This window comes from Pullulanibacillus camelliae, from assembly GCF_014642655.1.
Taxonomy (GTDB): Bacteria; Bacillota; Bacilli; order Bacillales; family Sporolactobacillaceae; genus Pullulanibacillus; species Pullulanibacillus camelliae.
Genome location: NZ_BMIR01000011.1, coordinates 14013 through 26571, shown reverse-complemented (window position 1 = coordinate 26571; position 12559 = coordinate 14013). Strand labels below are relative to the sequence as shown.

General features: G+C 42.4%; 13 protein-coding genes. 6 read left to right on the top strand and 7 right to left on the bottom strand.

All coding sequences use genetic code 11. The annotated features are described in order from the left end of the window. Positions 1 to 358: 358 nt before the first annotated feature. The gene (locus IEW82_RS11990; protein WP_188694335.1) at positions 359 to 742 is read right to left on the bottom strand and encodes an RrF2 family transcriptional regulator; all 384 of its coding nucleotides are present in this window, start codon (positions 740 to 742) and stop codon (positions 359 to 361) included. A gap of 332 nt (positions 743 to 1074) precedes the next feature. Here IEW82_RS11990 and IEW82_RS11985 point away from each other — a divergent pair, with 332 nt between their 5' ends. Further along, positions 1075 to 1488 (top strand): hypothetical protein, encoded by a 414-nt coding sequence (locus IEW82_RS11985; protein ID WP_188694332.1) that lies wholly within the window; start codon positions 1075 to 1077, stop codon positions 1486 to 1488. Between the two features lie 302 nt (positions 1489 to 1790). Here the strand turns inward: IEW82_RS11985 and IEW82_RS11980 are convergent, their stop codons facing one another. Beyond that, the gene (locus IEW82_RS11980) at positions 1791 to 2378 is read right to left on the bottom strand and encodes a TetR/AcrR family transcriptional regulator (RefSeq protein ID WP_229672569.1); all 588 of its coding nucleotides are present in this window, start codon (positions 2376 to 2378) and stop codon (positions 1791 to 1793) included. 107 nt (positions 2379 to 2485) lie between these two features. Between IEW82_RS11980 and IEW82_RS11975 the strand changes: the two genes are divergently transcribed. Continuing rightward, entirely contained in the window at positions 2486 to 3904 is a 1419-nt protein-coding gene (locus IEW82_RS11975) for an MDR family MFS transporter (RefSeq protein ID WP_188694329.1), read from the top strand. A 382-nt stretch (positions 3905 to 4286) separates the two neighbouring features. On the opposite strand, the gene abc-f is transcribed toward IEW82_RS11975, so the two are convergent. Next, positions 4287 to 5921 carry a ribosomal protection-like ABC-F family protein gene (abc-f, locus tag IEW82_RS11970; RefSeq protein ID WP_188694601.1) on the bottom strand — a complete coding sequence of 545 codons (1635 nt, stop codon included), beginning with the start codon at positions 5919 to 5921 and terminating at the stop codon, positions 4287 to 4289. A 355-nt stretch (positions 5922 to 6276) separates the two neighbouring features. Further along, positions 6277 to 6921 (bottom strand): SDR family oxidoreductase, encoded by a 645-nt coding sequence (locus IEW82_RS11965; protein WP_188694326.1) that lies wholly within the window; start codon positions 6919 to 6921, stop codon positions 6277 to 6279. Positions 6922 to 7134: 213 nt separating this feature from the next. Here IEW82_RS11965 and sspO point away from each other — a divergent pair, with 213 nt between their 5' ends. The 4 genes from sspO (at position 7135) to IEW82_RS11945 (ending at position 11096) form a co-directional block, all read left to right on the top strand. Then, positions 7135 to 7242, top strand: coding sequence for a small acid-soluble spore protein SspO (sspO, locus tag IEW82_RS20560; protein WP_188694600.1), 108 nt, complete (start codon positions 7135 to 7137; stop codon positions 7240 to 7242). Between the two features lie 731 nt (positions 7243 to 7973). After that, entirely contained in the window at positions 7974 to 9263 is a 1290-nt protein-coding gene (locus IEW82_RS11955) for an ammonium transporter (protein ID WP_188694322.1), read from the top strand. Between the two features lie 68 nt (positions 9264 to 9331). Then, on the top strand, positions 9332 to 10390 hold the full coding sequence (locus IEW82_RS11950; protein WP_188694320.1) for a DUF294 nucleotidyltransferase-like domain-containing protein: 1059 nt from the start codon (positions 9332 to 9334) through the stop codon (positions 10388 to 10390). After that, a complete protein-coding gene (locus tag IEW82_RS11945) occupies positions 10383 to 11096 on the top strand; it encodes an exonuclease domain-containing protein (RefSeq protein WP_188694317.1) in 714 nt (237 codons plus the stop codon). Before IEW82_RS11950 ends, IEW82_RS11945 begins: the two co-directional genes overlap by 8 nt. Positions 11097 to 11103: 7 nt before the next feature. On the opposite strand, the gene IEW82_RS11940 is transcribed toward IEW82_RS11945, so the two are convergent. The 3 genes from IEW82_RS11940 to IEW82_RS11930 are packed head-to-tail and all read right to left on the bottom strand — an operon-like array spanning position 11104 to position 12524. Further along, on the bottom strand, positions 11104 to 11604 hold the full coding sequence (locus IEW82_RS11940) for a DUF2812 domain-containing protein (RefSeq protein WP_188694314.1): 501 nt from the start codon (positions 11602 to 11604) through the stop codon (positions 11104 to 11106). A gap of 39 nt (positions 11605 to 11643) precedes the next feature. Further along, positions 11644 to 12180 (bottom strand): DUF2812 domain-containing protein, encoded by a 537-nt coding sequence (locus IEW82_RS11935; RefSeq protein ID WP_188694311.1) that lies wholly within the window; start codon positions 12178 to 12180, stop codon positions 11644 to 11646. Continuing rightward, complete coding sequence (locus IEW82_RS11930) at positions 12177 to 12524, bottom strand: PadR family transcriptional regulator (protein WP_188694308.1); 348 nt, start codon at positions 12522 to 12524, stop codon at positions 12177 to 12179. Before IEW82_RS11930 ends, IEW82_RS11935 begins: the two co-directional genes overlap by 4 nt. Positions 12525 to 12559: the final 35 nt, after the last annotated feature.

The window sequence follows — 12559 nt, the reverse complement described above, 5'->3', positions numbered from 1 at the left end:
TTTTTCTTCCTCCTTACATGTTGACAGCCAAGAGAAAGGACAACGTCTGACACAATAGTGCCCCTACCGCTTCAACATCTAGAGCGCAATTAGAATGCTTTATCCCCACAGCCCAGACAGATTTTCTTTCATATTACTCGCTGATTATGCATATAATAGACTTATTATATCTATAATTAAATACTATTTAAACACATGGCTTGCACCGCTGCGCTAGGTATTCCTGATGTGATTTTTTCAAATCACACATTAAGGGTGTCGCCAGAATCTCAGGTGTGAAAGCCCAAGCCTGAACTTATAAAGTCTTCCACAAAGCTACAGATTCTGACACAAAAAACGGATATTATTCCGTTTTCACTCATTGAATTAAGTCCGCTATTTTCTTATGCTGTAAATACTCTTCCATCTGACGTTCAGCATCAAGCACAACCTGTTGGATCAAGCATTCACTTCCATGATCTAACGTGCATTCATAGAATGAAGCAGTCCCTTCAATCGCTTGGATAACATCAAGAAAAGAAATATCCTCGCTTCGTTTTCTGAGACGATACCCACCATTTACACCAGAAACAGATTGAATTAATCCTGCCTTAACCAATTGTGCCATCATCTTAGAAAGATATGTACGCGACACGTTTAACCTCTCAGCAAGCGTTTGCACACTTACTGACTTATCAGGATCTGACATGACAAGATGTAACATCACATGAAGTGCATAGTCAGTCGCTTGAGAATATTTCATCGTTCTCCTCCATTATCGACTTTATAGCTCTATAATAGAGTGATTTATATCGTAAGTCAAGCTTTATCTTCATCCCATCATACGATTATGAAGATGTAGGAATATACCTAAAGGTTTGTCCATTTTCATTAATTCAGATTCAACTTAAAGCTAAAGGATCGAAGCAGACGTTATTAAGAATAATAGATTCATCCCATACAAATACTCTTTAGCAAAATTGCTAAGATGAAAACATATACTTAAAAAGGAAAGCATGACACAAGTTTAGCCTGCACTTAGACAGAGGAAGTTTTTTTACTTTCTAAAATTAAAAAGTGAGAGGTGGGATTGGTGTGACATTCACCTATCGCATGATTGAAGTGGCTACAGCTTTGTTCATCGTTATAACAGCATGGCTGATTTATCAGGATCCCTTCGTCAGTCAGCAGAAACACGCGCCCAAACAACATGAAGCACTGAGCCAAAGTGCCAAAGCCCCTTCTTCAGCTCAATTACAGGCTTCTGACCTTTTTAATCAAATCATGAAACAACTCAAACAAAAAGGACTTCCTGTGTCTTCTCTTACATCTGAAGCTCATTCCCCAACACATATTCAATTAACGGTCCTACCTACTACCCCAAACTTGAAGGAAAACCAAAAACAAGACATCGAAGCCGTTATTCATGATGTGGCTGAGTCAAATGGATTCAATCCAGATACCTTTCAGGTAAAAATGACTGCAAAAGGCAGCTCCTCTCGAAACTAACTCAGCCACAGTGCATTAACAAAATAGATAGCCTAGATCTAAGCATGTACTTTTAAAATTAACATCTCATTTACATCCACAACTATAAAATATCAACCCCTGTTCACTAAGACAATACCTTTTATAAAAGCAACAGGTGCGCTTCTATGAATATGAATTGGACAGGACCAGCAAAGAAAATCCCTCATCACCATCACTCTTTTGATAGTGAACAGAATATTTTGGCGACCTCCTTTAAGATCATTAGATGCAAAATGGCTTCTTGCCATCTCCCCTCCTCGCTCTCAACGTCAATAACCCCCTTATTTTTTTAACAATGGCAAGAAAATATCATCCACAATTTCAGTTAGAGTCTGTTCAGATATAGGCTGATAAGTGATAAGCAGTTCATGTCTGACTAAGTCCATAGGCAGCCTAATAATTCTTTCCGTTATCTTTTCAGAGTGAATCTCACCACGCTCCACCGCACGCTTTAAAATCAATGGCATGACATTTGTCCTTCTTAAATTCAATAGCTCGGAAAAGGGGATACCACCAAGAACCGACATTAAGCCATGAAGAATCTCAGGACCGATCTCCTCAATAAGACGGTTCATACGCTTTAGCACGATTATCACATCATGTCGCAAACGCCCTGTATCGGGTATCTGTTCAGAAGGCATTGGAAGATGATGCTGTATTGCTGCTAAAACAAGCTCCTCACGATTCCCCCACCGGCGATAAATAACTGGCTTACTCGTTCGTGCCCGTGTCGCTACCCTTTCAATAGTAAGGTTGGGAAATCCAACCTCCATCAGTTCATCCCAAGCGGCTTGAAGAATGGCAGCAACCAATTCATCGCCTCTTCGTCTGACGCCTACAGCTGTCACATCTATCGATTTATCTTTCATTTTCAATCCTCCCAATAAAATACGTTGCGTTTCTTATTAACTTATTATATCATATGGGTAAATAAGAAACTAATAGTATCTTAAAATTCATTAAAGGAGTCTTAATCATGGATGTAGAAAAAACACAAACTGCCGTTAATAATACAATTGATCCCGCCATCATGAAAATGGCCTGGATACTCCTCATCGGAATTTTGGCCCCCTTGTTCGATACGACAATCACCAACGTCGCCATTGATACACTAGGCCATGCGCTTCATGCTTCTGTATCCACCATTCAATGGGTCATGACAAGTTATTTAATTGCACTCGGAATGGTTATTCCTTTATCAGGATGGGCAGTGGATCACTTTGGCGATAAGCGCATGTGGATGCTTTCTTTATTGTTATTTTTAATCGGCTCAGTCCTTTCTAGTTTATCCTGGAATGTCGGAAGCTTAATTCTTTTCCGGGCGATTCAAGGTCTTGGCGGCGGATTAATGATGCCCATTATGCAAACCATCATCGTTCGGGCAGCTGGGGGCAACAAATTGGGAAAATTAATGACCATTGTTGGTTTACCTGCACTCTTAGGCCCTATTCTTGGCCCTGTATTCGGCGGCATAATCATCAATTATCTAGATTGGCGCTGGATATTTTATGTCAATATTCCTATTTGTATAGTCGCCTTCATTCTCGCTGGATGGGGCTTGCCTCAAAACACTGTCTCTAAGGCTAAGCAATCAATAGATATCATTGGGCTTTTCCTATTTTCACCGGCAATTGTCCTTATCATTTTCGGACTCACACAAGTAGAAGTCCGCCATGGTTTTTTTAACGGTGCTGTGCTCAACCCGATAATCGTCGGCCTTATATTTATCATGTTCTTTAGTATTTATGCTTTAAGAAAAAAGCAAGCTCCCATCATGGACTTGAGACTTTTTAAGAGTCTTCCTTTTTCGCTCTCTTCCATCTTGTTATTTTTTTCCGGTCTCTCCTCTTATGGAGGAATGTTATTATTGCCACTATATTATCAACAAGTTCTTGGCAAAAGCGTCTTAGCATCTGGTCTCTTGCTCATTCCTCAGGGCGTCGGCATGCTTCTGACACGTACGCTGGCAGGTAAACTAACAGATAAAATAGGTCCACGATTCGTCGTATTAGCAGGAATTTTACTAACGCTCATCGGTACCTTACCATTTGCTGTCGTCGGCCCACACCCAAACTCATTCTTATTAGCCTTTTCACTCATTGTCAGAGGCGCAGGACTTGGAGGCATCATGCTCCCTGTCATGGCGACATCCTATCAAGGCTTATCCAAAAGTCAAATTCCTGACGCAAGTAGCATGACGCGAATTCTGCAACAAATCGGCGGTGCCTTTGGCGCTTCAGTGCTGGCGGTCATCCTCCAGCATCATATGACATCTGATTCTCTCTTGGCGCGCGCCGACGCCTTCAATGATACCTTTATGTGGACTGTGGGCTTTACCCTATTTTCGCTCGTCTTTGCCCTCTTCCTTCCGCATAAACAAACTAAAGCCAGCTAAGCATGACTTGGCTTATCCTTAGAAAAAAAGGGGATTTCTTCATTGCACACATAGCCATGCCCTTCTCTTTTGTTGTTTTGAAGGAGGCTTTTGTTAAAAGGACAGGCTTTTCGTTGTACTGAAACCGGCTTTTGTTCTCTTGCCTCAGCCTTTCGTTGCACTTACACCTTGATTCGGAAACCTGTCCCCTGGATATGTTTCCCTTTTGTAAACTTCTAGCTTATTTTATTTATTTGAGCAAAGCTATGATTTGTTACATTCCTACACAGTAGCTAAATTTAACTATAAACCTTGAATAGCCTTAGCCAAGCTCAACACTTCCGATAGTAAAAATCAACCCCCTCTTCGGTCAAATCACCAAGAGGGGGCTTGAATGCTCTTTTTAATGCTTAAGGGCATTAATTTGTTGGGTCAGCTCTTTAAATCTTTGGTCCAGTTCCGCATAAGCCTGATCCTTTGAGGTCATAAAGCTAAGCTTGCCTAAAACCTCCTGTCTTTCTGTTTCAAGCGCCAAAAGCCATTCTTTCTGGCTGTCACGTTGGGAAGCCCCCTCATTTATTTGCTTTAGTATCTGATGCTGAGTAATGACTAGCCTTTCCCTTGTCGTCTTCTCTCGAAAATAACGATCATGCGAGACCACAATAAGTGTCCCATCGTACTGTGCCAATGTCTCTTCAAGCTGTTCACGTGAGGGTAAATCCAGATGATTGGTTGGCTCATCTAAGATCAGTACATCTTTTTCTTCTAATATATACGCCATCAATTTGCATTTAACACGTTCCCCCATGCTCATGGTCTCAAGGGGCTCTGTCCACTGAGAAGCAATAAATCCCAAGTGCTTCATTAAATTTTGGACGCGTCCCCTCTCTACAAGAGAGTCTCTATGAAAAAGCTGTTCGGGAGTCTGATCAAGTGGTAAATCAAATACTTCCTGCGTTAAATAACCTACAGTTGCAGCGGGCGACATCCAAATCTCTCCCTCAGCAGCTTCTTGTCCCATAATAATTTTTAATAAAGTTGTCTTTCCACTACCGTTTGGACCCATTACGGCGATCTTCTCTCCATGCTGGATGGTAAAGTTTACATCTTTAAACACCACACGATCACCATAAGTTTTGGATAAGCGCTTAACCTCTAAAAAACGTTTCCCCACCTTCCCCTTGGCTTTCATGGAAAATTGAACCGTATACTCTTTCTCAACGGGGACAATTTTTGTTTTTTCTAGCTCTTTCTCAAGACGCCTTTTTTTGGATTTGACCTGAGCATCCATTCGCTTTGCCTTGGCACGATAATATTCTTTAGTGCCTTCTTGCTTTGTCGATTGCGTATGGGCCTTTGATGACCACGAAGTAAGCGTACGAAGCTGACCCTCAATCTGCTCAATCTTTTGTTGTTGTTTTTCATAGTCCCGTTGTTGTGTGAGTCTCTTCTGCCTACGCGCCTTCATATAGCTTGAATAATTCCCCTTATGCTCCATTAACCTTTTATCTTCGAGTGACCAAATCTTCGTAGCGACCTCATCCAAAAAATAACGATCATGGGAAACAAGGAGGATGGTGCCCTTGTAATGCTTAATTTGTTGCTTTAACAGGCTTAAGCTTGCTTCATCCAAATGATTCGTTGGTTCATCTAAAAGCAATATGTCAGCCTCTTGTGAAAACCCTTTGGCAAGTCGTGCCTTCAGTTTTTCTCCACCACTTAAATGAGTGAAGTCATGCAGCGGTACCTGCCATTTTTCTAACAATTTAACTTCTGAGGGATGGGTTCCTTTGACATCATGGCACATTGTTTCTTGCACCACCATCACCATCCCAAGGTCAGGCTGCAACCATTGTATCTGCCCCTCTGTCGGTGCGACATCTCCATTAATCAACTGTAGAAGCGTCGATTTCCCAGCACCATTTTTCCCAATAACTCCAACAATGTCCCCCTGTTGTACATGGGCGTTCACTGCCTTAAACAACTGTATATTTTGAATTTCAAGGCTCACATTCACTAATTTTAATAGTTCTTTCATAGCATTGATCCTCTCTTTAACAGGGAGAATAACCATCGACACGAGCACTGCCAATAAAAAAATCCTCCCAGATGCGTTGGAAGGATTAGTCATACCTATACCTATATACAGATGTACAGCAAAAAAGCGCTATGCATCTATCGCTCGATAATAAAAACAAATGGGCAGACTAATCCTATTCTTAATTGATTTGAAATATGAGATTTCAAATTTAAAAAATAAGATTAGTTCTTCATCGTCCACCCATCACTCCTTAAAAGTTCATTACCCTTAGTATAGCAAAAATACCAGGCCATTCAAACAGTTCATGAACAAAATAGGCAGTGAATCCCTTTATTGTTTCTACATCACCTCTTTATTGGACATCTTGCAATGCCTCTTCAATGGCGACTTGTCCAGATAACACCTCAAACGTCTTATTTTTGACATGAGGCTTATCTAAAGAGGCAACCAAAACATGAGCAACATCCGCTCTTGGAATGTCTCTTCCCTCATGATTCTCAAAGTGTGTTTGTATCTCAACAGTGCCTTTGGCGGCGTCATGGGTTAAGCGCCCCGGGCGCACAATCGTATAGTCTAACCCACTTTCCTTCAAATAGCGATCCGCTTTTCCTTTTGCTTCGTGGTAATGTTTAATGGCTCCATAAGGATGCTCTGCCCCAATGGAGCTGAGCATAACAAAGTGTCTTACGCCGCCCGCCTTCGCAGCAGCAATCAATCTTTTAGCCCCCTCTTGATCAACGGTGATTGTTTTCTCAGGACCTGTTTTGGATCCAGACCCAGCAGCAAAGATGACCGCATCACAACCATTTACAGCTTCTCTGAGGTCTTGCGCTTCAAGATCAGCAACAATAACTTGCTCTGCTCCCAGTTTTTTAAGCAGTTCAGCTTGTTCTGCGTTACGCACCATAGCATAGGGATGATGCCCACCGTCGGCTGCAAGTTTTTGAATGATTAACCGTCCTGTATACCCATTGGCGCCAGCTACAAGTACATTCATATACACAACCTCCTTAATAGGATTCAGTTACAATCTTAGTCCACATTTTATAGCATTTAAAGCAGGAGGCTCACTTCACTCTCTATTATCCTTTCCCCTCATATGTAAAGTCCATCTAAACTAAGTTATGCAAGCCTACGTCATGCTATACATAGCAGCCATCTTAATGCGCAAACTAAAGCAGGGGGTGATTGGTATGACCAAGGCGAAAAAATCACAAAAAAAGCGAGCTTAGAGCACCAATACGATCACGAACTGGCTAACGAACCGTTAACAGAAGCACAGAGACAAAATAATAAAAAAACAAAAAAGAGACACTAATCCCTGGAGCTAGGACAGAAGTCTTCAGCTCATAGAGAGGCCGAACGCATTCACCATTTTAAAGGGATGCGTTCGGCTTTTTGAGTGAGTCATGAAGCACTCCGTCAAAACACTTCGCTTTCCACGGGCTCGGCCTCAGACGCGCAGGATGCTCTAGCTTTGGTGTTCGACACACCATCGGGGTCTCCTAAAAATGTTCTTTACTTTTTGGGGTGGTAGCGATGTACTCGCTTCGGTGTTGTCACAAATGCCTTTATGGATGTGATGTTTTTAGTCGAAGCGCCTTAATGACGTGACGTTTTTAGCTGATCGTCCTTGTGGCCTCCGCTCATTTTGGAATGGTTTTATCTATGTTCCAAAGTATTTATGATAAAAAGTCCCCTATCCCTGCGTCCACGAGTATGGCTTCGAAATCAGCTTTCTCGAAGCAACTCGAAGTTTACTCGTGAAGTAATCCCCCCCGAAGGCGTCTCCGCCTTACGCTCCCATCCACTTGATCAGGCAATGAAGCCTCTTTCATATGTGATGAATTCTATACTAAAGCACAGCCCGATTTTCTTATTATTTTTAAAATGTAAGAAAACCTTACATTTTAAAAATACAATACAAATCCCTCCTCATCTCCAAGGGGATTTTTATACTTTTTTTTGAAAAGTCTTTGCATTTTCGAACCTTTTGCATTATATTATTACATATAATGTTATATAACTTAACATATAGGGGGAGATTTAATGAGCTTAAAAGACGTCGCTTATGGCTTAGATTCGCTTTGGGTTATTTTAGCAGCCATTCTTGTTATTGGTATGCAAGCCGGATTTGCGCTTTTAGAAGCAGGTTCAACCCGAATGAAAAACTCTGGACACGTCGCAGGAAAACAATTATTAAGTTTTGCTATCGTCTCTATCTTTTTCTGGGCCTTTGGGTTCGCTATCATCTTTGGAGATGGCAATGCAATGTTTGGAACCACAGGTTGGTTTTTAGATGCCGGAAAGCATACCTTTGATTCCATTTCTTGGGCCAATGTCCCGCTGTCATTAAAATATCTTTTCCAAATGGCCTTCGCCGCGGTCTCTCTTGCAATTGCATGGGGAGGTTTTGCTGAAAGAGGAAAGCTTTCCGTCTACCTTGTCTTTGGTATTCTATTTACTGTTATTATTTATCCTGTGATCGGTCACTGGGTTTGGGGCGGCGGCTGGTTAGGTGAAATGGGTATGCAGGATTTTGCTGGTTCAACAGTTGTTCACCTTCAAGGGGCAATCGCTGCTTTAATCGGTACCCTTTTACTTGGACCCCGTATCGGAAAATTCAATAAAAATAAAACACCTAATTTGATTCCGGGGCATAACCAAGTTTACTCTGTAATTGGAGGCATCATTTTATGGATTGGCTGGTTTGGCTTTAATGCCGGAAGTACAATGTCTACTGCAGATGGTTTCTTTGGATTTGTTGCGCTAACAACGAATCTTGCAGCCGCCGCCGGAGCCATTGCAGCAATCATTACCGCAAAAATCCTTGTCGGTAAAGCTGACATTGGCGCGATGATTAATGGTGCACTTGCGGCCTTAGTCGCAATCACCGCTTCGTGTGCGTTTGTTGAAGCGTGGGCCGCTATTATCATCGGTGCCGTCGCCGGTGCAGTCACCTTCTGGACTTCTGTATACTTTGAGAAAAAAGGCTTAGATGATCCTGTATATGCCTTTTCTGTCCACGGTATCGCTGGGATTATCGGCACCATTTCAACAGGCTTCTTCGCCTCCAACCGTCTTGTTGCATCTGCAGGTGTAGGTAAAGCAGGTCTCTTTTACGGCGGAGGCCTTCACCAACTTGGCGTTCAAGTTCTCGGTGTTGTCGTGTCCATGATTTATGTTGCTGTTATTTCATTCATCATCCTATTTATTCTTAAGAAGACAATCGGTCTTCGAGTCACACCTGAAGAGGAAGTCTCTGGTTTGGATATCAGTGAACATGGCGCATATGGCTATCCCGAACACCTTGATCCACACTATAAATCGGTCGACTGATCAAATGAAGACTATTTTAAGTCACTGGGCCTTAGACAGCTCAATGGCGCTTTATAGGTGATAATGTGGTGAACAATGCTTTTACGCGACTGGCTAAGCAAATCGAAAGAACAGAGAATCTTCAAGGCTTGAGAAGCTGTCATCAGCATATTTTTTCAGCACTCCAGGAAATGTATTTTTCGCAACAAACCATTGTGCAAATGCTCGATCATGTCAACCGCATTCATGATGCTTTAATGAAAAAGGCAATCTCCATCGCTGAACAAGAGACTCTTGCTTCAGGGATCGGAACAGCGCCCCCTCATTTCTGCGTCTATCTGCTCGGAAGTGGCGCACGGTTTGAACAAACGATTTGGACGGATCAAGATAATGGGATCTTATATTGCTGTGAGAGTGAAGACTCGTATCATTGTCGTTCTTTTATCGGGGATTTGGCTAAACGCATGACCAACGCCTTGCATACCATCGGCTATCCTTATTGCCCAGGCAATGTCATGGCCACCAATCCGCGCTGGTCAAAAGCTTTTAAGGACTGGCTGGCATCTATGCAAGCGCACATCCAAGCCTCTCAGCCTGATGATATTCGCTATCTCTACATCGCGTCTGATTTACGTCCCATCTACGGGAGCACACAATTAATCTATCACGCCCAGACTCAATTGAATCAGGCAATCAAAGCATCCAAACATGCGATCAAGCGGATGCAGGAGCATTTAGAACAACCCAAGGTACCACTTGGCCTCTTCGGACAGGTGCACAAAGAACGCTGGGGGGAACACAGCGGGGAAATCAATATAAAAACCAGTCTCTATGTCCCCATTGTTAATAGCGTTAAATTTTTGGCCATTCAACATGAGATTCAAGCCACCACAACACTAGAGAGGCTCGACATGCTAAAAAATAAGGGGTTCATTTCAGAACGGGTATCTATAGAGATAAAAAAGGCATTCACCTCTAGTTTATATTTTCGGCTGCACTCTTCTCTTGGTCAGGAAGAGAACAATAATTATCTCCGGTTGAATCGGTTGTCTTCACAAGATAAAGCTGTATTAAAGGCAGCAATGCGAACAGCAAGGCATTGGCAAAAACACGTTTTGAATTGGAATGGAGTCAAGAGCTATGAATGAAAATCCTTTCAGAACTTGGATCGGCAGACTATTAACATCTGGTGTTCCCACCAATCAAACGGGCTCCTTTCAAAATGAAGCCTTTGTACGCTCTATCCTAAAAGAGGCCAAGCAAAAGCGCTACACCTTAGAAAGTGAGATCAAACAGATTCCTATCACTATATTAGATACAGAAACCACCGGCTTCCATCCAGAAGCCGGTGATCAAATTATTTCTATCGCTATCGCCAAAACCATTAATGGAAAAGTGGTCGATGACTATTACACCTACGTTAACCCGCAACGGGCGATCCCCTACCACATTTCTGAGCTAACCCAAATTAAAGAAGAGCATGTGCAACATGCCCCAGCTTTATCAGAGATCATGGATCAAACCCTCTCCTTGCTCTCTGGTTCCATTATCACAGGTTACCATATTCAGCACGATCTCTCTTTCTTAAATCATTATCTGTGGGGGCACGGGCGTTTAAAATTGACTCAACAGTCGCTAGAACTAAGGCAGATCATGGAGAGTTTGAACAAGCAGACCTTTAAAACATTGGATGACGCCTTACAGTTCTATAATATCTCTTGCCAAGAGCGTCATACGGCGAAAGGGGACGTCAACGCGATGGTCCATCTATGGAAGGGCTTACTTGAAACGTTAGCAGCCAAGCATATTCACACTCTATCCGATCTATATGGTCATCTCAATGTTAGGCGCTAGACATTGCCTACTCCCTTTTCTTTATGCGCTGTAGCTTAAGACTCGTTTTTAAGATACAAATTAGCAGGACACCCAGTATCATAGGATAAAGGATTTTAAGAACAAGCATGAACACATAGTCGTTCTGTAGAACAATCAAGAAATAAATAGCCAATAACGGAAGGGCACATGAAATTAAGGTCGTGAGCAGCTGCTTATATTTTTGCAAGAGTGAGTCAGAATCTGAGTAAATTTCAGGTAAAACCTTTGCCGTCGCTGCTGATTTAAAATAGTGCCAGCCCATATAGTCATCGACATGCGTCCAGCCAGAATCCTCAAAAAGAGCCACATATTCTTCATGTTCCACTTTTTTTAGAGCCTTGCGATAATCCAGCTTATATACCACCTCTTCTGGTTCACCTTGAACAAACGAATAGACAAATGAATGATAGCCTCGTAAATGCCAGCCTCGCCGCGCCATTTCCATGAGCCACCCGGCTTCCTGCTCTTCCTGCCAAGTTAAAAACACTTTAAACACTTTTTCTTTTTACGCACTTGCCTTCCTCCTTCATTTCTGCTGTCTCGCAATCCCTCGCATCTTCAACTTCAGCTTCGTTAAACCATATAGTGTGATGAGTAGCCCTAAGCCATCGATATACTTCATAAAGTTAAAGGGGGGCTTTTCACCCAAAAAGTGAACCACGCCATTTAAGCAAAAAATGAAGGCAAGCATCGATAATAGTGTCGTCTGCTTTTTATAGCGCTCCAGCTTTGATGGCTTATCCGTATAAATGTCCTGAGACATTAGCTCAGTGCCCTCACCTTGAAAGTAATAACGGTCACCACGCTTAATGATAAATTCCCAACCACTATCCGCAAAAACCTGTTTATACTCTCCGCGATCCTTCTTGCGCAATTCTGGCTGTAAATCAATTTTAAATACCGCAGAGTGCGATTTCTGTTCTTCAAAGATATAAACAGGAATAACTGGCAGGCATCCCGTTAATTGCCACCCCTGCTGGGCCATTCGGCTTAACCATTGCTCCTCTTCCTCCATCTGCCAAACCGGGAACATTTTCAGAACCTTCTTTGCCTGTGACATCATTCATCCTCTCCTTCTAACCCCTGAATGAGCTCACTGCTATTTTCTACAAGGCTTTTAATACGCTCATATTCAGCTTTTACAACCTGCCTACCTAGGGGAGTCAATGTGTAATACTTGCGACGATTGGTCGCAAATTCTTCAAGTTTAGTAATCAAGCCTTGTTTTGTCAGCTTACTGAGCGCGCCGTATAAAGTTCCTGGGCCGAGCGCTATTTCTCCATGCGTGATTGCTTTGACCTCTTGCATAATGCCATAGCCATGAGCTGGTGAAATCAGCGCTAATAAAATGTAATACGTTGTATGCGTCAGCGGTAAAAAACTCTCGATCTTTTTATACTTTGCCATTCCAACACCTCAATCAGGCATCTATATCGACTATC

Bases quoted from the DNA above. Each gene is read 5' to 3' on its own strand.
- IEW82_RS11990 (WP_188694335.1), bottom strand. From the start codon at position 742: ATGAAATATTCTCAAGCGACTGACTATGCACTTCATGTGATGTTACAT.
- IEW82_RS11980 (WP_229672569.1), bottom strand. From the start codon at position 2,378: ATGAAAGATAAATCGATAGATGTGACAGCTGTAGGCGTCAGACGAAGA.
- IEW82_RS11975 (WP_188694329.1), top strand. From the start codon at position 2,486: ATGGATGTAGAAAAAACACAAACTGCCGTTAATAATACAATTGATCCC.
- abc-f (WP_188694601.1), bottom strand. From the start codon at position 5,921: ATGAAAGAACTATTAAAATTAGTGAATGTGAGCCTTGAAATTCAAAAT.
- IEW82_RS11965 (WP_188694326.1), bottom strand. From the start codon at position 6,921: ATGAATGTACTTGTAGCTGGCGCCAATGGGTATACAGGACGGTTAATC.
- IEW82_RS11955 (WP_188694322.1), top strand. From the start codon at position 7,974: ATGAGCTTAAAAGACGTCGCTTATGGCTTAGATTCGCTTTGGGTTATT.
- IEW82_RS11945 (WP_188694317.1), top strand. From the start codon at position 10,383: ATGAATGAAAATCCTTTCAGAACTTGGATCGGCAGACTATTAACATCT.
- IEW82_RS11935 (WP_188694311.1), bottom strand. From the start codon at position 12,180: ATGATGTCACAGGCAAAGAAGGTTCTGAAAATGTTCCCGGTTTGGCAG.
- IEW82_RS11930 (WP_188694308.1), bottom strand. From the start codon at position 12,524: ATGGCAAAGTATAAAAAGATCGAGAGTTTTTTACCGCTGACGCATACA.